The organism is Glaciimonas sp. OK215 (assembly GCF_057787885.1).
The window spans coordinates 2,495,779-2,518,816 of sequence record NZ_CM173544.1; the positions used below are offsets into that span (position 1 = coordinate 2,495,779).

The window sequence follows — 23,038 nt, forward strand, 5'->3', positions numbered from 1 at the left end:
GAGGTTGACGCCTGACCATGTCGGGCACTGAGCTAGACTGCAAATGCGCGCTTGACCAAATTAGCCTGCTGCTCCACGTGCAAAGACGGATAGCCAGGCGCTGTCGACGGGGACGCGTTGCGGCAAGAGTCATACAATGCGGCCTTGCTGCGCACAACGCCCCAAAGATCTTCGTCAATGACCTTCCAGGCACCTTGGTTGCGGGGCTCTTCCTGGCACCAAACCACTTTCTCCAGGTTTGGATAACGCGACAGTTCCTGCGCCAACTGACTTGTGGGGAAGGGATAGAGTTGCTCGAGCCGTATGATTGCCACATTCCGCTGTTCGTGGACGCGACGGTATTCCACCAAGTCAAAGTAAACCTTGCCGGAGCAAACAATCGCTCGCTCAATGCTGGTCTGGTGGCCCCCGCCGACCGAGACGTCTCCCAGTACCTCGTCAAATTGGCCATTGGCCAGGTCTTCGAGGCTGCTAGCGGCATCAGGATGGCGCAACAGGGATTTAGGTGTCATCACTATCAGCGGCTTGCGGTCGGATGCCATCGCCTGGCGACGGAGCAGGTGAAAGAACTGCGCCGGAAGAGTCGGTTGGCAGACCTGGATATTCTCCTGCGCGCACAGCTGCAGGTATCGCTCCATCCTTGCCGATGCATGCTCCGGTCCTTGTCCCTCCTGGCCATGAGGAAGGAACATGGTCAAACCACTGCTCTGGCCCCATTTCGCCGCCGCTGAGGAAACGAAGTTGTCGATTACGACCTGCGCGCCATTTGCAAAATCGCCGAACTGCGCCTCCCAGATGACCAGGGAATCGTCGCGCACGGTCGAGTAGCCGTACTCGAAGGCCAGCACCGCAGCTTCGGAGAGAATTGAATTGTTGACGGTGAAACGTCCTTGTTCCGGACTGAGGTGATTTAGCGGGACGTATTTTCCTTCGCCACGAAGCTGCCGGCGTTGGTTGTTCAGAACCGCGTGACGATGACTGAAGGTCCCTCGCTCAGAGTCCTGGCCCGTCAGGCGCACGCTGGTGCCAGCTGCCAGCAGGGTTGCAAAGGCAAGGTGTTCGCCCATACCCCAATCGAGAGGTCGCGCACCATTCGCCATTTCACGTCGAGCGCTGACAACTTTAGTGACCAGCGGGTGCAGAGTGACATCGTCTGGCACTTCCGAAATCCGGTGGGCCAGTTCCCGGATTGCCTCCAAGGCGGGTGGCGAATAGCTGGATTCTGCGAGCGGTGTGGTTGCTTCGACGGCAGTTTGAACAGCGGATTTCTCGGCTTCAGCCTGGGCGTTCGCCAGCATATTTCGATACGTATTGGCATAGTCCTCGACCTGTTCGCCAGTTACTACGCCAGCTGCGACCAGTTTCTGCGCGTAGATAGTGCGCGCGCCAGGATGGCCGGCAATTGAGCGATACATCAGCGGCTGCGTGATGTTTGGAGTGTCTTGTTCCTGGTGCCCGTGGCGACGGAAGCAGACCAGGTCAAGGACCACGCTGCGCTTGAAAGTGGTGCGGTATTCGATGGCCAGTTGAACCGCAGCGACAACCGCTTCCGGGTCGTCTGCATTGACGTGCAGAACAGGCGCCTCGATAAGCTTGGCGATATCGGTGCAATAGAAGGTCGACCGGGTTTCGCTTGGGTCCGAGGTGGTGAATCCTATTTGGTTGTTGACGACAATGTGCACGGTGCCGCCAGTCCCATGGCCCTTCGTGTAGCTCAGGCTCATCGTCTCCATCACGATGCCCTGACCTGAAATCGCGACGTCGCCATGAATCTCGACAGGGAGCACCGCGCCTTCGGCCCACGCGTCCATCTGCTCGCCCCTGGCGCGCGCCATACCTTGAACGACGGGGTTGACGATTTCAAGGTGGGATGGATTAAATGCGAGGACGATTTCTACCTCGCCATCGTCAGTCTCCATCGTTCCGGTGAAGCCCTTGTGATACTTGACGTCGCCCGCCGGAAGCAGATTGGCGGTCTTTCCGTCGAATTCATCGAAGAGCATCCCGGCTGGTTTGCCGACAGTGTTCAATAAAACGTTCAGGCGCCCGCGGTGTGCCATTCCGAGGATCGCACACTTGATGCCATGGGCAGCGCCCGAGCGCAGCAGCTCGTCGAGCAACACGATGAGCGACTCACCACCTTCGAGCGAAAAGCGCTTCTGGCCGACGTAGCGTGTATGCAGGTATTTCTCAAGCCCTTCCGCTGCGGTGAGCCTTTCCAGGATGTGCCGGCGCTGGTCTGGAGAGAGTGTTGGCTTCGACCGCATGGTCTCCAGTCGCATCTGCCACCACTGCCGCTCGCCTGCATCAGCAAGGTACATGAACTCGGCGCCGAGAGTACCGCAGTAGGTCTCCTTAAGCGCCCCGACGATGTCCTTGAGCGACGCGCTTTCCGCATCGGAGAAGTAGGTGTCGGCTGTGCTGAATTCCGTCGCCAGGTCAGATTGCGATAGCCCGTAGTACTCGGGCGTCAGCTCCGGCAATGGCGGCACGGGATTCCACCGGAGCGGGTCGAGAAGCGCCTGGCGTGTGCCAACCATCCGATACGCCGCGATAAGCGACTGTACCGCCACCTGCTTTTTCGCGAGCGATAGTGAAGCACCGTCCACCATTGCGGGAAGCTTATGCTTTGCAATCGCAATAAATTTAGCGATGACCGCTGCGTGTGGAACGTCTGTCATCACGCTACCGTCGACCGCCGGCGCCGATTGCAACGCGTCAAAGTAAAGCAGCCACTCCTTGGATACCGAGTTCGCATCGTCCAGGTACGACTCGTAAAGTTCTTCGATATAAGGAGCGTTACCCCCGAACAGGAAAGAGGTTCTCCGGTTTTGCATCATCATGACGGATTGGTCCTTTGGCGGGCTTCGGCCCTGTGCTTGCGTTGAAGTCTCAAGTAGCGCCGAAATGGCACTGCCTGAATAGGTTCAGTATGAGATTCATCTGCGGCGAAGGGAATTCCTACATGCATCACTCAGGGGCCAATCACTGTCACTTTCGGGTCATCGTAGCAATCGTTCTCGCGATGGCCATAAAACGCTTCAAAGTGGCCCGAGACGCGAACTTGAATCGCTTGCTGCCCCGTCTGTTACGGAACATGCTGCGATTCCTCGACGGCACAATGTAACCTTGGCGTCGCCAGGTCGTACAGGTGCCGCTAACGCCATCAACCAGTAAATAAAGCTTCACCCCTCGCCGAGTGGGGCCGTCTTTTTTGTGTGGGGAGAGGGATCTTTTTCTGTTCGCACCGCACCCTGGAATGCGCCATTGCTTGGCCCGTTGCTACTTGGTCTCGGCAGGTTTGGGTGGCAGCGTGACTGAATCATTGCCGGGCTTGGTTCCTTCGCGGGTGACCTGGATCGTGACGATAGGTATAGCGCTATCCTGTTCCGTAGGGATAAGAAAGGGCACCGGCTTGCGGTGCCCGAGGAATCTTAGTGACCGGCGCTCTGGCCGCCGTCGACGTGCAGGATTTCGCCCGTGACGAACGGTGCCGAATCAAGGAACAGAATCGCGTTGGCGATATCGCTCATCTCGCCCATGTGGCCCATCGGATGCAGCGCGCCCAGCGCTGCGTGGGTTTCCGGCGCGTGCATCGGCGACTTGATGACCCCCGGCGAGACGGCATTCACGCGAATACCTTTCTTGGCGTACTCAATCGCCAGCGACTTCGTGGCGGAGTTCAGACCACCCTTCGTCAGGGCTGCCAGTACCGAAAACACGCCGCTGATCGCATGGTCAACGATGCTGCTGGTCACGTTAACCACGTGGCCGCTCGAATGCTTTTCCATTTCGGCGATTGCGAGTTGCGTGACGTAATAGAAACCCGTGATATTCACATTGATCACAGCGGCGTAGTCTGCGGCGGTGTATTGGGTGAAAGGCTTCCCGATGTAAATGCCGGCGTTGTTCACCAGCGTGTCGATCCGGCCAAATCGAGCGACACCTTCGGAAATGACACGTTGGGCGGTCGCCGGATCACCAATATCACCAGCTACCGTCAGGATGTTCGCGTCGTCCGACGGCTTGATCGAACGCGCGGTCGCAACAATGCGGTAGTCGAGCTTTCGAAATGCCTTCACGACTTCGGCGCCAATGCCTTGCGATGCGCCGGTAACGACGACAACCTTTTGTGACGTGCTCATGCTTTACCTCGAAATTTAGTTGTTCGGCTCCAACGCCGATCGGGCCGACGGCTCCGATAGAGACTGTACCGTCTACGGCTTTTCAACGAAGTCATCGGAGTAACCGTTTTGGGACGTTCTTTGTCTATTTCCGGCCATCACGTCGATACTTGCAAAACCTCGCGTGTTAGATGGGACGGTGCGCACAGCGAACTCTGGTCCTTCGCTATCGGACACGTCGGTCTGCGTGATCGGCAGCTCGTCGATCGGGATCCGCTTCATTCCGCTGCGGAATAGTGTCTATGAGGCTGCATCCGTAGAGTCAAAAGTTTGATCGGTGTACTGTTGATCAAACAAAAGACGTGGACGCCGGCGTTGATGAACGAACGATGTGGTGATGCGACCGGCGTCCGAAAAGCGCCAATGAACGAAGCCGCGGAAATGTGTGCAGTGTCGCCCGCTGGGACTATTTCCGGCCTGAACGCCTCCGCAGCTTCAAGGCGATGGCTTTGATTTTGCGCTACATAAACTCCACCATTTCAATTTCAACCTCAATTGCAACCTATATGAGCACTTTTAAAATTATTGGCATCGGGGACAAAAAAGTCTTGCTTCTCCCCGGCCTGATCGGAACGCAAAACGCTTTCGACGCAATGCTCGGCTTTGCTGATCACGATACCTTTCAATACGCCGCGATGGAATACCGTGGTTACGGGAAATCGAGAAACACCAAAGGTCTGTTCACGCTGCAGGAAATCGTGACCGATGCAGTCAAGATCATCGATCATCTGGGGTGGGCCGAGTTCAGTGTGGCAGGACATTCTGTCGGCGCGTTGGTTGCCCAAATGATCGCGCTCGCGTTGCCGCAGCGCGTGAAGGCAATCGTTTCGTTAGCCGGGATGAATGCGCGCGGGGGATCCAGGGATGAGAACCGGAGGCGCCTCATCGTCGAAGCGGCCCATGACTTCGAGAAACGTGCCGCCATTGTCAATGGCGGAACCGGAGGGCGTTACACAAAAGGATTTGCAACAGCAGTGGTCGATGCCACGTGGGATGAGATCGCTCCCTTCGCATTTGCCGGTTACGGAAAGAGTGCATCGCAAACCGATATCCAACTGGAGGTACAGGGTTCAAGCGTGTCGATGCTGGTCATTGTAGGGGAGGTCGATCCGGGCAATAGCGCAGATGTTGCGCGTGAGACCACTCTGCGCTGGTACAAGAACGCCGTGCTGGACGTATTTCCGCGGATTGGGCATTATCCGATGATCGAAGCTCCGGCGTTAACAGTATCAGCGGTCGAGAATTTCCTCTCTTCATAGCATCGTTGCCGCGTCGGGAGTTCCCGCTCAACTTGACAGCACACGCAAATACTCAAACCGATGCATGCATGAACAGGTCCGTCCGTGACCAATGTACGAAACCATTTTACCGTCGGGTCGTGACGTCCGCGACGTCATTTCGGGGCGGCCGTACTCCGCATCGGCGGTGCTCGCCAATTGCACTCAAAGGTCGGTCGAAACATCACCCATCTGTGGCATTGCCGGACCTGTTCCGGATCACTGCGCGGAATAGATTGCATGCCGGTTTGTCCGTAGATAAAAAAAGAAATCACGCCAATAATGCATCCAACGAACAAACAAACCCAGCCAAAGAAATTGGGAACAACCTTCAATAAGGAGACTTGTTATGTCGCAAGGACTACACGTGCCAGAGAGGTATGGGATACCCCGCCGACCATCCTGGTATACGTGAACCGCAACAGCTTTGCGAACGGCGTAATCAAGGCAATGGTGTGCTGTCCGTGAATTGGCTGAGTGCCGATCAAAGCGGCTTGTCGCAATTGTTTGCCGGAGTCGGTGCGCTGCCGATGGCAGAGCGCTTCGCGCACAGCGAGTTGGGACCCTCGCCGGCGGCGCAGCGTACTGCAAAGACGCACTGATGTCGCTGGAGCCGCTTCGGCGGCCCGGCCAACGTCCATGAGTTCGCTCAAATGGCTGAACATCATCGATAAACCGGTCATTTATCCATTCTAGTAACGGATGCAATACCCACATATCCAAATAACATCCAGGAGACAGTACCCATGTATCACTTAAAAAATCGCAAATCCTTTATTCCGGGCGCTGTCAAGGCGATCGCCATAGCCGGCTTCGCGGAGATCGCCTGGCATACGGCGCAGTAAAAAATGAGTATTCAAAACAAAAATGGGGCGACAGTGAAAAGCAAAATATGGGTTCGTAAGGCATTGATGGTTGCAGTTGTAGCGACGACTGGCGGCGCAGCTTTGGCCACGGAAGGTGGTGGTTCGATTTATCCGAACGGCGCTGAAAACTATCTCGTGGGCGCCATGCCGCCGCCAGGCGTGCATGTCCTTGAATATTTATTTGGTTATAGTGCAAACCGGTTACGAGATAACAATGGTAATCAGGTACCGATAAATTTCCATCTGAATGTGACAGCAGCAGCAACCCGCCTGATCTGGGTGACGGATCAGAAGATATTCGGAGGCCAACTCGGCTTCCACGTTATCGCTCCATTGGCCAATGTCGGAGCCAGCGTGAACGGCACAGGACAAACGAAAAGCGGCCTTGGCGACATCACTTTCGGCCCTGCATTGGGCTACCATGTTTCAGAAAATCTGCACTACGTCGTTGTTGTGGATATCAATGCTCCTACCGGGAAATATAACAAGAGCGACATGGTCAACCTGGGTCGCCATTACTGGAATGTCGAGCCACTCGTCGCTGTCACTTACACACAACCGAATGGCATCAATGCCGATCTGAAGGTGATGTACGATTTCAACGGTCGCAATAATGCGACGGACTACCGATCGGGGCAGGAGTTACACGCCGACTACGCGCTTGGCTGGGGCTTCGGCAAAAGTTTTGTGGCTGGTGTGGGCGGTTATGTCTATCAGCAGACGACTAATGACAATGTCGGCGGAAACACCGTTCAGAATAATCTTGGCAGAGCGCTGGCGATCGGACCTTCGGTCAAATACGACAACGGTAAGGGTTGGTTTATCACTGCAAAGTATGAAAAGGAATTTGATGTGAAAAATCGTCCAGAGGGAGGTGGATGGTGGGTCAAAATGATCATCCCGATGTAATAGTAAATGGGCAGCCCGCCTGACGGAAGCAGGTACTGGTTGCTTGCTAACGAAGGTACGGAGGGGGGCTGGAAGCGGCTACCCGGATCCCGCTGCCCTTCATTCTCGTAGACCTCGGCAGAACAAGGCGCGGCCCTTGAGAACCCCTTGCGTTTCGCATAGCCGCCCGATGGCTGGAAGCGCAAAGTCGCCTGAGCCGGCTTCGTGCTGCTTGCGGAGAATCTCGTGCAGCTTCGCCAAATTGCCTTGCCGAAGCGACCTCCCGCCCTTGGCTAACAACGACCCCGGAATGGCATCCGGATCGAGCACGGTTGTGGGTTCGGACTCAACGGCGGCATCCACGACGCGATCAACCTCGCCGAAAAACCAGCCTCTATATTGCATGAGACCGCGCCTGCAGAGCAACTTGACCGCTACTCCCGTCAACGCAGAACCGTCGCGGTAGAAGTCTTGCAGGCAAACAGCATTCGCAACAAAAAGGCGATGGGAGAGGGACCCAGAAACAAGAAGGAACACTCAAGCCGAGTTGCGTGCGGTGGCAAACGATCCTGCCAGGTCGAAGAAATTCTTGCTGGATAGTTCGATGATTTCATCAGTGCGTCGCGCAGCCGAGGCTCTTTAACGACAGAAATTCTCGCGCAGGCGGCGTAAGCAGGGATAGAGAATATTCCAGCAAGGAATGGAGCGGTCCGCGACGTCATTTCGGGGCGGCCGTATTCCGCATCGGCGCCGCATCAGCGGTGCTCGCCAATTGCACTCAAAGGTCGGTCGAAACATCACCCATCTGTGGCATTGCCGGACCTGCTCCGGATCACTGCGCGGAATAATCTCCATGCCGGTTTGTCCGTAGATAAAAAAGGAAATCACGCCAATAATGAGTCCAACGAACAAATAAACCCAGCCAAAGAAATTGGGAACAACCTTCAATAAGGAGACTTGTTATGTCGCAAGAACTGTACGTGCCGGAGCTCAAGCTCAATCCGCAGATTGCCGCACTGGTGACGGAATTACCGGCTTCGATGTTAGCAGGAGTCAGTGCCGCCGAGTTCAGGGAAGCGCTCGCGAAAGCGATTACGCCGGTGACTATCCTGGCCACGGACGGCCCGAGTGGCCAGGCCGGAGTGACTTGCTCCGCCGTCTGCTCGGTATGCGATACCCCGCCGACCATCCTCGTATGCGTGAACCGCAACAGCTTTGCGAACGGCGTAATCAAGGCCAATGGTGTGCTGTCCGTGAATTGGCTGAGTGCCGATCAAAGCGGCTTGTCGCAATTGTTTGCCGGAGTCGGTGCGCTGCCGATGGCAGAACGCTTCGCGCACAGCGAGTGGGGAACCCTCGCCAGCGGTGCACCGTACTGCAAAGACGCAGTGATGTCGCTCGACTGCCGCATCGCCAGTGCAATCGAAATCGGCACGCACAGCCTGTTTCTCGCCCACGTGATCGCAACCACCAAGGCGGATGGCCGCGGCCCCTTGGCTTACTGTCAGCGCGCCTATGCAACAACCCAACCCACAGCATCTTAACCAGTTATTTTTCTAACGAAACCGAAGGAGATATCATGATACGAACAGGCCGCCAATACCTCGACTCGCTGAACGACGGGCGCCAAGTCTGGGTCGGAAACGAGAAAATCGACAACATCGCCACGCATCCCAAGACACGCGATTATGCGCAGCGGCATGCCGATTTCTACGACCTGCATCATCGTCCTGACTTGCAGGACGTGATGACCTATGTCGACGAGGATGGTGAGCGACGTGCAATGCAATGGTTCGGTCATCACAATAAGGAAGAACTGCGGCGTAAGCGGAAGTACCACGAGACCGTCATGCGTGAAATGGCTGGCGCATCCTTTCCCCGCAGTCCCGATGTGAATAACTACGTATTGACGACTTACCTGGATGATCCGACGCCATGGGAAACGCAATCCATTGGTGCGGAAGGCCACGTCAAAGGGAAAAATATCGTTAACTTTATCAACTTTGCGAAGGACAACGATTTTAACTGCGCGCCGCAATTTGTCGATCCGCAAATGGACCGGTCCAGCCCCGACGCACAGCAGCGCTCGCCGAGTTTGCGTATAGTCGAAAAGAACGAGAAAGGAATCGTTGTCGATGGTATCAAAGCGATCGGCACTGGCGTCCCTTTTGCCGACTGGATCCATATCGGGGTATTTTTCCGGCCCGGCATTACCGGCGAGCAGGTTATTTTCGCGGCAACTCCGGTCAATACCAAAGGGGTGACGATCATTTGCCGTGAGAGCGTGGTGAAGCATGATCCAATCGAACACCCGCTGGCCTCCCAGGGCGATGAACTCGACGGTATGACTCTTTTCGAGAATGTCTTCATTCCGTGGTCGCATGTCTTCCATATTGGCAATCCTGAACATGCCAAGCTCTACCCGCAACGTGTGTTCGACTGGCTGCATTACCATGCGCTGGTTCGCCAGATGGTGCGCGCTGAGTTGATGGCCGGACTAGCCGTCCTGATCACTGAGCATATTGGAACCAACAAGATTCCCGCTGTCATGACCCGCGTAGCGAAGCTGATTGGTTTTCATCAGGCCATGCTGGCCCACGTTATCGCGAGTGAGGAATTGGGCTTTCACACGCCCGGCGGGCATTACAAGCCGAATATTCTGGTCTACGATTTTGGCCGCGCGCTGTATCTCGAGAACTTCTCGCAGATGATCTACGAGCTGATCGACCTCTCCGGGCGTAGTGCTCTGATCTTCGCCAGCGAGGATCAATGGAACGATGCGACGCTCAAGCCTTGGTTTGAACGCTTGAACAGCGGACCCGTCGGCAAGCCACATGACCGCGTTCAGATCGGCCGGGTGATCCGTGACTTGTTCCTGACGGACTGGGGTAACCGCCTGTTCGTTTTCGAAAATTTCAACGGCACGCCGCTGCAAGCAATTCGCACGCTAACCATGCAACGGGCGGAATTCTCTGGCTCGGGCCCGTACGCAAGACTCGCTCGCCGGGTGTGTGGAATCGAGTCTGAAGTCGACGACAACAGCGATTACAAAGCGACCGCCGACTACGCCAAAGCGCTTGATTCGGCACGGCATCAAGAATCGCTGGCGCTCAGCGGCACAATGTCCATCTAACGCACTACCAGCCTAAGTTCGTCAGTTGCCTGAGCTGTGTGCGATGTAGGTACCGTGCTTTCGCACGGTACCGTTTCTCTCCAGGAAGGTGACAAATTATGGTCGATGAAAATTTTTTAGACCGCGGTGGCACGCGCGGTCGGTCTGGACTGCGGCCCGATGTCGGGTTTCGACAATGCGAAGGTTGACGTCGCACTGTTCGCTGGCACGTCGGTTAAATCGAACTTCATTTGCGGGCTTGGTCGCGGTGATCCTTCCAAGTTGTTTTCTCGCAGCCCACGACTCTCTTGTGAAGAAGCCTGCAAGCTAATTTGATCCACTATTGACGGGGCTTACGGGAGTCTTCCATGATAGTCATCTCCGAACCAAGTGAATTCAATTTGTCCGGTTCTGTCGTGTCGATCGGGAGGCGCTGACGGCTGCGTCGATTATTGTTTGGTGCTGTCGTTCGATCGCCACCGCCATGCTTGACCGTCCGCACGAGATGACGGGCACCGTATTCCTTACAGCGGAGAAATGATCATGCAAGCATTCACCTATACTAGCCAGCCGCAACGCGTTGTGTTCGGTGCCGGCACGTTGCGTCAGCTCGGAGCGGAAATTGATCTGCTCGGCGCGCGCCGCGTGCTTGTCCTGTCCACGCCGGGACAGCGTGACGAAGCGGAACGGGTCGCCGCGATTCTCGGTGCACGCGTGGTCGGTATATTCGACCGGGCCGTGATGCATGTGCCGATCGAAGTGGCCCACGAAGCGCGCGACGTAGCGCGCCGTCTCGGCGCGGACTGCGCGATAGCCATCGGCGGCGGTTCCACCATCGGCCTTGGCAAGGCAATTGCGATGGCGTCGAGCCTGCCGATTCTTGCGATCCCGACCACCTATGCCGGTTCCGAGATGACGCCGATTTACGGTATCACCGAAGGGCGACTGAAGAAGACCGGCCGCGACATTCGGGTCTTGCCACGGACTGTGATCTACGACCCCGAGTTAAGTTATTCTCTGCCGCTGGCCATCAGCGTCACCACCGGCATCAACGCGATTGCGCACGCGGCTGAGGGGCTGTACGCCACGGACGGCAATCCTGTGATGGACCTGATGGCGGTTGAAGGCATCGCCGCCCTCGGCAGGGCGCTGCCGCTGCTGACGGTCGACGTGGGTGACGTTCAGAGCGGCTTCGGTGATGCCGTAAGGCGGGTTCGGGCCGCGCGCACCGATGCGTTGTATGGGGCGTGGCTGTGCGGAGCCGTGCTGGGCAGTGTGGGGGTAGCCTTGCACCACAAACTGTGTCATACGCTGGGCGGCAGTTTTAACCTGCCGCATGCCGAAACGCACACCATCGTCTTGCCGCATGCGCTGGCCTACAACGCTGTAGCTGCGCCGCGCGCCATGGAACGCATCGCGCTGGCGCTCAACGGTTCCAGCGCGCCGCAGGCGGTCTACGATCTGGCCAGAGCCAATGGTGCATCCGTGGCCCTGAAGGACATCGGGATGAAAGCTTCGGACCTCGACCGGGCTTGCGCAATCGCGCTGCAAAACCAGTACCCGAATCCGCGCCCGCTTGAGCATGTCGCGATCCGGCAGTTGCTGCAAAACGCATACGAGGGCGTACGGCCGGCGGCCTGACGGCGTCCGACAGACGCCTAAATAAAAATAGTCCCAAGAACCTGGTAAGAAGGAATCTCCCTCATGTTTGAATTGCACAACAGTGAGCGCCGCGGCCACTCGAATCACGGCTGGCTCGACTCGCGCCACAGTTTCACCTTCGCCGACTACTACGATGCTCAGAATATGGGCTTTGGGCCGTTACGTGTCATCAATGAAGACCGCATTGAGGGCGGAACCGGCTTCGACGCGCACGGCCACCGAGACATGGAGATCATCAGCTACGTTCTCGATGGCGAGCTGGAGCATAAGGACAGCATTGGCAACGGCAGTGTGATCCGGCCGGGTGACGTGCAGCGCATGAGCGCCGGGCAAGGTGTCATGCATTCGGAATACAACCACTCCAAAGAGCGGAGTACCCATTTCTTGCAGATCTGGATCGCGCCTAACGTACGAGGAATTCCGGCAGGGTACGAGCAGAAATATTTCACGGCATCGGAGAAGCGCGGACGTCTTCGGCTGATCCTCAGTCCGGACGGCAGGGATGGCTCGCTGACCCTGCATCAGGACGCATGCGTCTACGCAGGCTTATTCGATGGCGGCGAGTCTGCTGTAGTCGACATAGCGGCAGGGCGGATCGTGTATCTGCATGTCGCGCGCGGGGCGCTTGTGGTGAACGGGATGCGGCTCAAAGCTGGCGATGCATTCAAGGTGGTGAATGAAGCGACCCTCGCGTTGACGAATGGCACGCAGGCCGAAGTGCTGTTGTTCGATCTGGTCTGAGACGGCGCCATCCTTGCCATCTCAGCGTAGAGAGGTCGGGTTGAGATGACGCTTCAGGATCGCTTCATTCCGCGCAGGAATAATGTGTATGCCAGCGTCGCTACTAGTGAAAAAGCTTTAATACGCCTACTATTTTTTTTCAGTTCCGCTCACGGATAAGCATGCATCCGTGACAGTCAACCAACACCAAAATATCGAGACGAAAATGCGCAACCTTAACCAACAAACCGTTACGCAGGCAGTGATCGAACGCCTGGCCGATACCCCCGATCCTCGCCTCAAACGCGTCCTCACCAGCCTGACACGGCACCTGCACGACTTTGCCCGCGAGGTCAAACTCACCGAGGCAGAATGGCTCAAGGGCATCCAGTTCCTTACCGCGACCGGCCATAAGTGTGACGACAAGCGCCAGGAATTCATCTTGCTCAGCGACGTCCTCGGCCTGTCGATGCTCACCGTGGTCATGAACAATGACAAGCCTGAGGGTTGCACCGAGGCAACGGTGTTCGGGCCATTCCATGTCGAGGGTGCGCCGCTATACGAGAATGGCGCCGACATCGCCAACGGCGCCGTCGGCGAGCCTTGCCTGGTGCGCGGCACTGTCAGGGGCCTGGACGGCAAGCCGGTCGCCGGCGCGATGATGGAAGTCTGGCAGGCCGATGCGGAAGGGTACTACGACGTGCAATATCCAGGACTTGAGCAGCATCAGGCGCGCGGCGTGCTCAAGTCGCAAGGAGACGGCGGCTTCGCATTCCGGACCGTGGTTGCGGAGGCATATCCGATCCCGGTCGACGGCACCGTGGGCGAGCTGTTGCGCGCCACAGGGCGCCATCCGTGGCGTCCGGCCCACCTGCATTTCATGATCAAGGCGCCGGGTTACGAGACGCTGGTCACGCATGTATTCCGTAACGGCGACAAATATCTCGATTCCGATGCCGTGTTCGGCGTACGCCAAACGCTGGTCGGCGACTGGGTCAAGCAGCCCGACGGCAGTCACGCGCTGACCTACGATTTCGTTCTCAATCCTGTGAGCTGACACAAGCTCTCGCACCGCGTTTTTCCTTGCACCATCTTTTTTTCCGCCGACTACGGTCGGCGGGGGAGGCGCTTTGCTTAAGAAAAACAAAGCGTATGTTAAATCCTGCCCCTGCCTAAAGGCGGCCAGATCTAAGTAGTCTATAAAAATGGAGATAAATCATGAAGCAAAAAAGCGGTGCGCAGATTTGTTCAGCAGAGAGCGGCGGCAGGTCATATGCATTACATGGTTTGCAAGCAGTGGTGTTGGCGACGATGGCAATGGGAGCGGCTGATGCGTTGGCCACAGAGGGCGGCGGCAATTCTAATCCGGTCGGTGTCGAGACAAACAATAATGGCCTGATGCTTCCCGAGGGACTGCATTCATTTGTCTATTATTCGCACTATACGGCGACGCACTTCAAGGACAATAATGGTGACGATAACCGCCAATTCGCCCGCTTCAAGCTCGAGTCGAACGTGGTGGCCCTGCGCCTGTCTTATGTCTGGCCCGGTGTCCGCATCTTTGGTGCGAACGTCGAGACGCGTGTGGCGCAGCCGATTTGCGACGTGGATTTGGACCTGGCGATTGCAACGCCGCGCGGGCCGCTGGATCGCAGTGGCAGTAAGACCGGTCTGGCAGATACCTCATTTTCCCCGATTATCCTGGGTTGGCATGCGCCGACTTATCACCAGTCGCTTGGTCTTGACAGTCATTTGAAGGATGGCTCCTATAACGTGTCGGATCGTGTGAATACCGGACGCAATTACTACCAGGTGGCACCGTTTTATGCGCTGACGTGGTTCCCGGCAAAGAATGTCGACATCAATGCGAAGCTTCGCTATGCAGTCAATACCCGGAACAAGGATACCAACTACCAATCCGGCGACGAGGCGACGCTCGAGTTCAGCGCCGGTTATCACGCCACGCCGTCCCTGGCGCTTGGATTGAATGGTTATATTTACCGGCAAACGACCGACGACAAGCTCAATGGCCTGGCCGTCAACGGCGATGGCAATCGTGGTCGGGTCAATGCTCTGGGACCGTATATCTCGTACGGTTTTACGCCCAAGGTGACGCTGATCGTCAAGCTTCAGTCCGAGTTCGGTGCGCACAATCGGCCGGAAGGCACGCGCCTGTGGGCGCAGATGCGGATACCGTTCTAAGACCTCAAACTGCGGTGATGAAAACCTGGCTCGGCCAACTGACACGGTATATCCCGGAAGCGATCGAGATCTCATTCCGGGAGCAGGCGCGTTCGCTGGTCGGCGCTGCGCTCGGCATTTTCCTGACCGGACTATGCAGCCGCTTTGTCATCGGGACGGAAGCCGGTTATCCCTGGCTCGTGGCGCCGATCGGCGCCTCCGCGCTATTGTTGTTTACCCTGCCGTCAAGCCCGCTAGCCCAGCCGTGGTCCCTGATCGGCGGCAATATCATCTCGGCGCTGGTCGGTATAGGCTGCGCGAAAATGATCGCGGTTCCGGTGGCTGCCGCCAGCATTGCCGTGGCTGCGGCGATGGCGGCAATGTTCCTGCTGCGCTGCCTGCATCCACCGGGTGCCGCGCTGGCATTGAGCGCCGCACTTGGCGGGCCGGGTCTGGCGGAACGCGCTTGCCAACTTGTCCTTGCCCCGGTCATTGTCAACACCACAATCCTGCTGACGACCGCAATCGTGTACAACAAGATGTGCGGGCGCCACTATCCACATCTGGCCGGAGACTACGGCAAGCATCACCGGACCGCAGATATATCACGCACCACACGCGCTGGTTTCGTGCCGGCCGATATTGATTTTGCGCTTAAACAGCACAGGCGGGCGCTCGACATCAGCCGCAGCGATGTGGAAGAACTCCTTTTGCACACCGAGACGCACGCATTCCAGCGTCGATTCGGTGAGCTGCAGTGCGCCGACATCATGTCGCGCAACGTAACAACAGTGGAATTTGGCACCGGGCTACAGCCGGCGTGGCGGCTGCTGCGCGACCATCAAAGCAAGGCCTTGCCCGTCGTTAACCGGTTCCAGCAGGTGATCGGCATCGTGACCGCGCAGGACTTCATCCGTCGGCGCGAATTCGACCTGATCGACGGCTTTGCCGGGAAGTTGCACCGGCTTGTGCAGCGCAGCCACGGTTCAGATTCCGATAAAGAGGAGGTCGTGGGCCAGATCATGACGACGGTCAAGACCGCCGGATCGCACCAGCCGGTCGCCGGACTGGCCCCGCTTTTTCTCGAAACCGGCTTGCACTATCTGCCGGTCATTGACGCCAACCAGCGCCTGGTCGGCATGGTAAGCCAGTCGGACCTGATTGCCGCCCTGTACCGGTCGCATTATAAGCAGTAGACGTAGCGGCTGACGGGGGAAAGCCAGTTCTTTTTTGAACATGCTAATTGAAACGTATTAGACTTTATCCAGCCCTTTCTATGAAACGCCCTTATGGACACTAATCCGCAGCAAGATGGCCGTGAACTTGAATTGCGTCACCTGCAAATCTTCGAAGTTCTTTTGCATGAGCGAAGTCTGACCAAGGCTGCCCGGGTGCTTGACCTGACGCAGCCGGCGCTCAGCAAGACGCTGGCGCGGTTGCGGCTGTATTTCAACGATCCGCTGTTCGTGCGGGTATCGATGCGGATGGAGCCTACTCCCAAAGCCCTGGAACTGGCCGCGCCGGTGCGCGCCATTCTTGAGCGCATGCGGGCGCTGCGCACGGATCACGCCGCGTTCGATCCGAAAACCTCCGACCGCCAGTTCAGCTTCTTCATGATCGATGCTGCAGAGGTCCAGTTGCTTCCAGCCCTGCTCAATCTGTTGTGCACGGAAGCGCCCAGGATTCACGTCCAGGCGATCCACTGCGATCTGCAGCATCTCGACTTGTGGCTGGAATCCGGCTTGGTCGATCTTGCGGTGGGTTCCTTTCCCTCGCTGCTGCATGGCATACGTCGGCAGTCCTTATGGAGGGAGTCCTATGCCGCCGTGGCGCGCAAGGACCATCCCCGTTTGCGGGGCATGCCGAGCCTTGAGGCGTTTGTCAGTGAAAAACATGCGCTGGTTTCAGCTGTCGGAACCGGTCACCAGCATTTGGCCACCGAACGCATACTTGAAGCGCTCATTCCAGGAGAGAACATCATCTGCAGGGTTCCCACTTTCGTTTCTGCCGCGCATATCGCCAAACATTCAGATGTGATTGTGACCTTGCCGCGCACCTTGGCCGAATCCATGGTCAGAGACCTTGATCTTCAGCTCATTGTTCCACCGGTCGAATTACCGCAGATGGAAATCGCCCAGTATTGGCATGAACGTTTCCACCGCGATGCCGGTCATCAGTGGCTCAGATCGGTTTTCCGAAACTTGTTTTTGCGTGAACGACGCATTCCTGCCATCGATTCTTAGGTAAATCGGACAGGCCCGTGCTGTCAAGCCGCAAATCGATGCTTGGCCCGGGCGAGGTACACGGCGATGCCTGCGAGGAGGGCGGGAATCCCGGCGAGGACGTATTGCGTCTCAAGGCTCAGGCCGGCGCTGACGAAGGCCGTTCCTACCAGCGCACCGAGGATCGCGCCAATGCGGCCGACGCCGATGATCCAGCCCACTCCGGTGGAGCGGATCTTGGTCGGATAGACCGTCGAGGAGTAAGCACTGAGATTGACCTGGGCGCCGACGATGCTGATCCCTGACAGGCAGACAATGGTGAACAGCCATCCGGCGCTGGCAGTCGAAAAGCCGATCAGTCCGATCGCCAGCGCCGCCAGGACGTAAGCGTGCACCAGCGAGCGATAGGATTTCTGCTTGTCGATGATCCGGGCCAGCAGTAGCGAGCCGACGATCCCGCCCACAGAAAACATGGCTGAGGTGATGATGGCACGACTCAAGGGCAGCCCTGCCTCTTTGAGCAGGGTCGGCATCCACGTGATGACATACACGATGACCAACTGCGTGACGAAGGAGGCAAGCCAGAGCAGGGTCGTCGCGCGCGCATATTCCTTGGAGAAAATTTCCCTGATCGGTTGTTTGCCGGACGAGGGTAGCTCATTGACCGTGATTCTGCCGGCCACGCGGGTAGCCGGGGACACTCGCCGCAACAGCGTGGCCAGCTGCCCTTGCGGGGCATCGTGCGCCACGAGAAATCGAAGTGACTCCGGCAGGGCGATGATGAGCCCAACCAGCAATACCAGCGGCACCACCCCGCCTATCACAAAGACGGCTTGCCATCCATAGTTGGTGACCACATGCGCCGAGAGTGGGCCGCCCACCACGCCGCCCACGGGAAACGCCGCGTACATGATGCTCACCAGTGTCGCACGCACCCGCGATGGCGCATATTCGGCGACCAGCGAGATGACGTTCGCCAGAGCGCCTCCGAGTCCGATCCCTGTCAGGGCACGCACCACGAACAGCGAAGGGAAGTCATAGGTGAGCGGGGTCGATAGGGCGAAGATGCCGAAAATTGCCGTAGACACCATGATCACCGGACGACGGCCAAATCGGTCGGCCAGCACACCGAACATCGCTGCGCCAAACGCGGCGCCGGCATAGTGAGCGGCAAAGATGGGACCGAACGCTTGTTTGGGCAGCTTCCAGGCGTCGGCGATCACCGGGGCAACATAAGAAATGGCAAGGGTATCGAAACCGTCGAGCAGCGCCACCATAGCGCACAAAATCACAATCTTTATGATAAATGCGCCGATCGGGGCCGCATCGATTACCGACTCGATATCGATGCTTGTTCCTGCAGTGTTTTCTCCGTCCATCTGTCTCTCCTTGTTATTTGTGGTCATTGATTTTTATACTTGGCGTGCGCTCCTTTTTATTGGGAGCGGAGTGGAACTGAAATCTTTGAACAACGTTCTTCGAAGCGAGCCCATGGTTTATCGTTGGGCTTACGATAGATGCGGTTTTGTGCTGCGGGCTAGTCGTAAGGAAGGAAGAATGCGTTTTTGTGTTGAGCCGATTCCATTATTGGCGCAATCGGGCGACTTCACCAGTAGCACGCGGGCATGGACACTATTCCACAGCATGATGGGAACGGCGGCCGCAGACATCTTTTACTTCAAGGTCCGTTGAACGCCCAAGATTCCTGCAAATATGCACCCTACTATCATCAGTAACCAGAAATAATCTATCCCTGCCAGTAGCGTCGCCTGTTGAGCGAGTTGCTGAGAAAGCTGTGACGTAGCTAGTTGCGCCGCTTGTTGCGGCCCCTGAGTCAAGCTGAAATATTCAGACAATTGCTGGATGGAGCGAGTGAACTCAACCCCGCCGCCAACAAAGCGTTCATGAAGAACGCCATAATGTTCTGTGGTTCGCCATTGGAGACTCACTGTGGCAAATGAGACACCCAGACCAATGCCGAATTGCGACACCATGTTCTTGACTTGTTGTCCATGCGAGAATGCGACATCGTTGTGTTGCAAGTCCTTAAATCCCTGTAAGGCGTTGGTGGCCCCTGTCAATATGATGAAGAGTCCAAAGCACACTATGGCAGGAAGGATATCGCGCCACAGATTGGCGTTGCCGTTAATACCCGACAGTAGCCAGCCGCACACGAATAATGCGCCGAATCCCGCCACATAAAATTTCCTGGGACCTGGATGTTTCGGGATGATGTGCGCGATGATCCAGAAGCCGAACAACGCGCTGATGAGACCTAGGGACTCGATTCTGCCAATGGCCTCCCACGAAAATCCTAATGCGCGCTGCATCAATACCGGCAGCATGTAGTTGGTGGCGCCCAATATAAAGTAGTAAATGGTAAATAGCGCTAGCACTATCAGATAACGGGCTTGTATCAGTTCCTTCACAAGGAGTAGCGGGCGCTCATGCTGGATCTGGGAGCGTGCAAAGTACCCGATTGCCAGGATTGCGAGCACGGCGAAGATGAGCAGCATTGTGAGGTTCGTATAAAACTCGTAATAGGCGCGCTGCAATGCATACAGAATCAGGAAGCTGCCGCCAATCATCCAGACTAAAAAGAAGGGTTGGGATTGCGTGCGCAAATCTTCGGCTACCTTATCGGTCGGCAGGCATAGACTTCCCAGCGCACAAGCAGTCAACGCCAGCAGGATCAAGATGCCAAAGATCGCATTCCAGTGGTCATGCATGACTGCTACGGATGCCAGCCAGGGCGCTGCCGCATTAGCAAGGGCTAATGCGCTGGCAAATGTTTTGATGCCGGTAAATCTTCCCGGGCCTGGCTTGATCAGGTTGATCATCATCCGGCCGCCAGTCATGAACGATGCTCCGCCGAACGCCATCACTGCACGCCCAAGCAAGAACCGCTGCGGCGAGGTACTGGACCCGGCGATACAGGCTCCCACGACGAATATGGCGACTGAAAACTGCAGAAACTTGCGCCAGCCCAGGCGCTCTACCAGCCAGTAGTGTTTGGAAATGGTGGCAATCGCTATACAAGCATACACTGCGCTTATCAGACTGAACTCCTCAGGCGACGCGCCGATCTGCCCCATGATAGGGCCAGCTGCGAATGCGATCATTCCGGCCTGCAAGAATTCTATCGTGACCAAAATGAAGATGGTCACCAATAAGAGTCGCGGATATTGCGTTTTGTCAGTGCTCATTTCACACCTTCCTTGGTCGTTGTCGGTCTGGCGACTTAGTAAGCGGCAGAATTTTTGCCGCCGGTGTTGGCCTGGATGATGCCTTGTACCAACTGATCAGCCTGCTGGACTTCATTTGCAAACACGCTGGTTTGGTAGGATTGGGGGCCTGCGGGCTTTTCAGTAACAACGGCGCCATGGTGATCCTGGGTATCCACTTCTGCGCGCATGGACAAGCCCAATTTCAGCGGATGCTTCGCCAGGTCCTTTGGATCCAGCGCGATACGTACCGGTACGCGTTGTACCACCTTGATCCAGTTGCCCGTCGCGTTTTGGGCCGGCATCAAGGAAAATGCGCTGCCTGTTCCTGCGTCCTGCCCGATGATGTGGCCGGTATAGACGACGGAGTCGCCATACACATCGGCTTTTAGCTTCACGGTTTGCCCAACGTGTAGATTGCGCAACTGTGATTCCTTGAAGTTGGCATTAATCCAGATCTGATCTAATGGGACGATGGACATCAAGGGTGTGCCGGCGCTTACTCGCTGTCCCAGTTGCACGCTACGTTTACTAACAATTCCGCTCACAGGCGCTGGTAATGTAGTGCGGTTCTTAGCGATAAATGCATCGCGTACCTGGGATGCCGCACTGAGTACGTCGGGATTTGTTGCGATAGTGGTTTGATCGACCAGTGCCTGGCTACTGACGTATTGTTGTTCGGCGACAGTGAGTGTCGCCTTGGCGCTCTTGACGGCATCTTCGGCATGCCGGATCTCTTCGCCGGAAATCGCTCCGGTCTTGGCCAATTGAGCGCGGCGCTCAACATCGGCTTCCGCCTTGGATAAATCAGCACTGCGCAGCGTAATATTTGCTTTCATTTGGGTTGCCGTTGCAAACTGGACCCTCGCTTGACGAACTGCTTTTGCCAGTTGTGCTTCCGTGCGGGCCAAGGCGAGCTGAGCATCCACTTCGTTAAATTTTATTAACGGCTGGCCAGCCTTAACAAAATCGGTATTGTCCGCACCGATCAGGGTGACTATGCCGGCAATCTGTGGCGTGACTTGCACGACATTGCCATCGACATAAGCATCTTCAGTGACTTCGTCATTTTGGGACGGAAGCAACCAATATAGGCCACCCGCGATTATCGCCGCGGAGCCGATGATGGCAATCTGAGCTATCTTCCCACGACCTGTCTTTTTGCCGTCGGTCGACTTGGTATCTGGAGTGTTAGCATTAACATTGTTAGGCTGATTCATGATTCACCTGGAAGAAAGAGTGGGTGGATTTGGAGTCGCGTCGTTCTGTGTTGTTTGCTGGTAGCCGCCGCCCAGCGCTCGCACCAGATTGATGTCCAACTCCAGGGCGCGCGCATTCAGATCAATTTGGGATCGTTGCTGTGCCAACACCTGAATTTCTGTTGCTAGCACTTGCAGGTAATTGCCCAACCCTGAGCGATATCGCTGGACCGACAATTCATAGGCCTCCTGAACGGTCTTCAATGCCTGATCCTGTTGCGCCATATGCTCTGCGAGCCATTGGATGGAAACCAGTTGATTCACTACATCTCGCATTGATTCGACCAGCGTCTGGTTGTATTGCTCTACCGCGATATCGTATTCGGCATCCCGCACAGCCAGGTTGCTGCGCAGCCGTCCGCCGTCGAAGATGGGCAGGCTGATAGCGGGTGCGACGCCGGCAATCTGGCTTCCCGCATCGAGGAATTTCGCGAAGCCCAGGCTCTGGAAGCCGATGAAGGCAGTCAGGTTGATGTTCGGATAGAACTGCGCCTTGGCGACCTTGATGTCTTTGGCGAATGCTTCTACGCGTAGACGCTGCGCAATCACATCTGGACGGCGACCTATCAGCTCGGAGGGCAGATTGCTGGGAATGACAGCTCCGGCCACGGTGGCAAGATGCGGCCTGTCAATTTTTAAACCACGATCAGGTCCTGCACCGAGTAATGCTGCCAATTGATTACGGGTCAGTCCTATGCTTTCCTTGGCTTGCGCTATTTGATCTCTCGCCAGTGGAATGGCCAGTTCGGCCTGTTTCAAATCGACGGTGGAGTCGATTTGCGCTGCAACACGTTGTTGCGTCAGTCCAAGAACTTGCTGACGTTGTTTCAAGACGATTTCGGCGAGTTCCTGCAGTGCAAAGGCTTGTTCCAGGCGTAAGTAAGACTGCGTGATGGCCGTCAACAAGATCACGCGCGCTGCATAGGCGTCCACTTCACTGGCTTTAGCCCTGCCTAGTGCAGCCTCGACAGCTGAATGGTTTTTTCCCCAGAAATCAAATTCATAACTGAAGTTCAATGAGGCTTCGTTATACCAATTCCAACTCCCGGCTAACGGTTTGGGAACCACGCTATGTCCGCTAAATTGCTCACGCGTGCTCTTAAGATTCCCATTCACTTGCGGTGACAATGTCGACTCTGCCAAACCGGCAAAAGCCTGCGCCTGCCGGATCCGGGCTTCTGCAATCCGCAGCGATGGACTGTCGTTCAGCGCTTCTGCCATCATCTGATCGAGCTGGGGATCGCCGTAACGTTTCCACCAGTCTTGCGTCGGCCACGCACTGGCAGACACTGTTTGCCTGGCAAGACTTTCTGAAGATGCCAATTCCTGGGCGCTCTTTAACTTGGCGCTTGGCTCCAGGCCTCCGGTGCTTGCGCAACCGGACAGAAGAGCGGTCGCCAAAATCAAAGCACTTAACGCATATTTTCCTATGTGTTTAATGGG

19 protein-coding genes and 1 pseudogene are annotated in these 23,038 nt (G+C 56.5%); 13 read left to right on the forward strand and 7 right to left on the reverse strand.

All coding sequences use genetic code 11. The features are described 5' to 3' along the window. Positions 1–32: 32 nt before the first annotated feature. Complete coding sequence (locus AC3CHX_RS11265) at positions 33–2,843, reverse strand: 2-oxoglutarate dehydrogenase E1 component (RefSeq protein WP_488644100.1); 2,811 nt, start codon at positions 2,841–2,843, stop codon at positions 33–35. Between the two features lie 591 nt (positions 2,844–3,434). Then, positions 3,435–4,145 (reverse strand): SDR family NAD(P)-dependent oxidoreductase, encoded by a 711-nt coding sequence (locus tag AC3CHX_RS11270; RefSeq protein WP_488644101.1) that lies wholly within the window; start codon positions 4,143–4,145, stop codon positions 3,435–3,437. Between the two features lie 488 nt (positions 4,146–4,633). Here AC3CHX_RS11270 and AC3CHX_RS11275 point away from each other — a divergent pair, with 488 nt between their 5' ends. From AC3CHX_RS11275 to AC3CHX_RS11285, 3 genes are all read left to right on the forward strand, one after another. Further along, entirely contained in the window at positions 4,634–5,443 is an 810-nt protein-coding gene (locus AC3CHX_RS11275; protein WP_488644102.1) for an alpha/beta fold hydrolase, read from the forward strand. Positions 5,444–5,841: 398 nt separating this feature from the next. Then, the gene (locus AC3CHX_RS11280; protein WP_488644103.1) at positions 5,842–6,063 is read left to right on the forward strand and encodes a hypothetical protein; all 222 of its coding nucleotides are present in this window, start codon (positions 5,842–5,844) and stop codon (positions 6,061–6,063) included. A 246-nt stretch (positions 6,064–6,309) separates the two neighbouring features. Next, the gene (locus AC3CHX_RS11285; protein ID WP_488644104.1) at positions 6,310–7,236 is read left to right on the forward strand and encodes a SphA family protein; all 927 of its coding nucleotides are present in this window, start codon (positions 6,310–6,312) and stop codon (positions 7,234–7,236) included. A 99-nt stretch (positions 7,237–7,335) separates the two neighbouring features. On the opposite strand, the gene gmtX is transcribed toward AC3CHX_RS11285, so the two are convergent. After that, entirely contained in the window at positions 7,336–7,620 is a 285-nt protein-coding gene (gene gmtX / locus AC3CHX_RS11290; protein WP_488644105.1) for a gamma-mobile-trio protein GmtX, read from the reverse strand. On the opposite strand from gmtX, the gene AC3CHX_RS11295 reads away from it, so the two are divergent. The 10 genes and pseudogenes from AC3CHX_RS11295 (at position 7,612) to AC3CHX_RS11340 (ending at position 17,133) form a co-directional block, all read left to right on the forward strand. After that, positions 7,612–7,815, forward strand: coding sequence for a hypothetical protein (locus AC3CHX_RS11295; protein WP_488644797.1), 204 nt, complete (start codon positions 7,612–7,614; stop codon positions 7,813–7,815). The genes gmtX and AC3CHX_RS11295 overlap by 9 nt on opposite strands. 362 nt (positions 7,816–8,177) lie before the next feature. Continuing rightward, the gene (locus AC3CHX_RS11300) at positions 8,178–8,759 is read left to right on the forward strand and encodes a flavin reductase (RefSeq protein ID WP_488644106.1); all 582 of its coding nucleotides are present in this window, start codon (positions 8,178–8,180) and stop codon (positions 8,757–8,759) included. A gap of 35 nt (positions 8,760–8,794) precedes the next feature. Continuing rightward, entirely contained in the window at positions 8,795–10,348 is a 1,554-nt protein-coding gene (locus AC3CHX_RS11305; RefSeq protein ID WP_488644107.1) for a 4-hydroxyphenylacetate 3-hydroxylase family protein, read from the forward strand. Positions 10,349–10,477: 129 nt separating this feature from the next. Further along, positions 10,478–10,663, forward strand: a pseudogene (locus AC3CHX_RS11310) (malonic semialdehyde reductase); the annotation flags it as partial. Between the two features lie 207 nt (positions 10,664–10,870). Further along, positions 10,871–11,968, forward strand: coding sequence for a maleylacetate reductase (locus tag AC3CHX_RS11315; protein WP_488644108.1), 1,098 nt, complete (start codon positions 10,871–10,873; stop codon positions 11,966–11,968). Between the two features lie 63 nt (positions 11,969–12,031). Beyond that, a complete protein-coding gene (locus AC3CHX_RS11320; RefSeq protein WP_488644109.1) occupies positions 12,032–12,730 on the forward strand; it encodes a pirin family protein in 699 nt (232 codons plus the stop codon). A 205-nt stretch (positions 12,731–12,935) separates the two neighbouring features. After that, the gene (locus AC3CHX_RS11325; RefSeq protein WP_488644110.1) at positions 12,936–13,766 is read left to right on the forward strand and encodes an intradiol ring-cleavage dioxygenase; all 831 of its coding nucleotides are present in this window, start codon (positions 12,936–12,938) and stop codon (positions 13,764–13,766) included. A gap of 161 nt (positions 13,767–13,927) precedes the next feature. Further along, positions 13,928–14,911 carry a SphA family protein gene (locus AC3CHX_RS11330; protein WP_488644111.1) on the forward strand — a complete coding sequence of 328 codons (984 nt, stop codon included), beginning with the start codon at positions 13,928–13,930 and terminating at the stop codon, positions 14,909–14,911. A gap of 17 nt (positions 14,912–14,928) precedes the next feature. Further along, positions 14,929–16,086, forward strand: coding sequence for an HPP family protein (locus AC3CHX_RS11335; RefSeq protein ID WP_488644112.1), 1,158 nt, complete (start codon positions 14,929–14,931; stop codon positions 16,084–16,086). A 93-nt stretch (positions 16,087–16,179) separates the two neighbouring features. Next, on the forward strand, positions 16,180–17,133 hold the full coding sequence (locus tag AC3CHX_RS11340; protein ID WP_488644113.1) for a LysR family transcriptional regulator: 954 nt from the start codon (positions 16,180–16,182) through the stop codon (positions 17,131–17,133). A 23-nt stretch (positions 17,134–17,156) separates the two neighbouring features. Here the strand turns inward: AC3CHX_RS11340 and AC3CHX_RS11345 are convergent, their stop codons facing one another. The 4 genes from AC3CHX_RS11345 to AC3CHX_RS11360 form a co-directional block, all read right to left on the reverse strand. Beyond that, positions 17,157–18,491 (reverse strand): MFS transporter, encoded by a 1,335-nt coding sequence (locus tag AC3CHX_RS11345; protein ID WP_488644114.1) that lies wholly within the window; start codon positions 18,489–18,491, stop codon positions 17,157–17,159. Positions 18,492–18,785: 294 nt separating this feature from the next. Then, positions 18,786–20,318: an MFS transporter gene (locus AC3CHX_RS11350; RefSeq protein ID WP_488644115.1), complete on the reverse strand. Its 1,533-nt coding sequence runs from the start codon at positions 20,316–20,318 to the stop codon at positions 18,786–18,788. A 35-nt stretch (positions 20,319–20,353) separates the two neighbouring features. After that, positions 20,354–21,556 (reverse strand): EmrA/EmrK family multidrug efflux transporter periplasmic adaptor subunit, encoded by a 1,203-nt coding sequence (locus AC3CHX_RS11355; RefSeq protein WP_488644116.1) that lies wholly within the window; start codon positions 21,554–21,556, stop codon positions 20,354–20,356. 3 nt (positions 21,557–21,559) lie between these two features. Then, entirely contained in the window at positions 21,560–22,996 is a 1,437-nt protein-coding gene (locus AC3CHX_RS11360) for an efflux transporter outer membrane subunit (protein WP_488644117.1), read from the reverse strand. Between the last annotated feature and the right edge of the window lie 42 nt (positions 22,997–23,038).

Bases quoted from the DNA above. Each gene is read 5' to 3' on its own strand.
- AC3CHX_RS11265 (WP_488644100.1), bottom strand. From the start codon at position 2,843: ATGATGATGCAAAACCGGAGAACCTCTTTCCTGTTCGGGGGTAACGCT.
- AC3CHX_RS11270 (WP_488644101.1), bottom strand. From the start codon at position 4,145: ATGAGCACGTCACAAAAGGTTGTCGTCGTTACCGGCGCATCGCAAGGC.
- AC3CHX_RS11280 (WP_488644103.1), top strand. From the start codon at position 5,842: ATGGGATACCCCGCCGACCATCCTGGTATACGTGAACCGCAACAGCTT.
- AC3CHX_RS11285 (WP_488644104.1), top strand. From the start codon at position 6,310: ATGAGTATTCAAAACAAAAATGGGGCGACAGTGAAAAGCAAAATATGG.
- gmtX (WP_488644105.1), bottom strand. From the start codon at position 7,620: ATGCAATATAGAGGCTGGTTTTTCGGCGAGGTTGATCGCGTCGTGGAT.
- AC3CHX_RS11300 (WP_488644106.1), top strand. From the start codon at position 8,178: ATGTCGCAAGAACTGTACGTGCCGGAGCTCAAGCTCAATCCGCAGATT.
- AC3CHX_RS11305 (WP_488644107.1), top strand. From the start codon at position 8,795: ATGATACGAACAGGCCGCCAATACCTCGACTCGCTGAACGACGGGCGC.
- AC3CHX_RS11315 (WP_488644108.1), top strand. From the start codon at position 10,871: ATGCAAGCATTCACCTATACTAGCCAGCCGCAACGCGTTGTGTTCGGT.
- AC3CHX_RS11320 (WP_488644109.1), top strand. From the start codon at position 12,032: ATGTTTGAATTGCACAACAGTGAGCGCCGCGGCCACTCGAATCACGGC.
- AC3CHX_RS11325 (WP_488644110.1), top strand. From the start codon at position 12,936: ATGCGCAACCTTAACCAACAAACCGTTACGCAGGCAGTGATCGAACGC.
- AC3CHX_RS11330 (WP_488644111.1), top strand. From the start codon at position 13,928: ATGAAGCAAAAAAGCGGTGCGCAGATTTGTTCAGCAGAGAGCGGCGGC.
- AC3CHX_RS11335 (WP_488644112.1), top strand. From the start codon at position 14,929: ATGAAAACCTGGCTCGGCCAACTGACACGGTATATCCCGGAAGCGATC.
- AC3CHX_RS11340 (WP_488644113.1), top strand. From the start codon at position 16,180: ATGGACACTAATCCGCAGCAAGATGGCCGTGAACTTGAATTGCGTCAC.
- AC3CHX_RS11345 (WP_488644114.1), bottom strand. From the start codon at position 18,491: ATGGACGGAGAAAACACTGCAGGAACAAGCATCGATATCGAGTCGGTA.
- AC3CHX_RS11350 (WP_488644115.1), bottom strand. From the start codon at position 20,318: ATGAGCACTGACAAAACGCAATATCCGCGACTCTTATTGGTGACCATC.
- AC3CHX_RS11355 (WP_488644116.1), bottom strand. From the start codon at position 21,556: ATGAATCAGCCTAACAATGTTAATGCTAACACTCCAGATACCAAGTCG.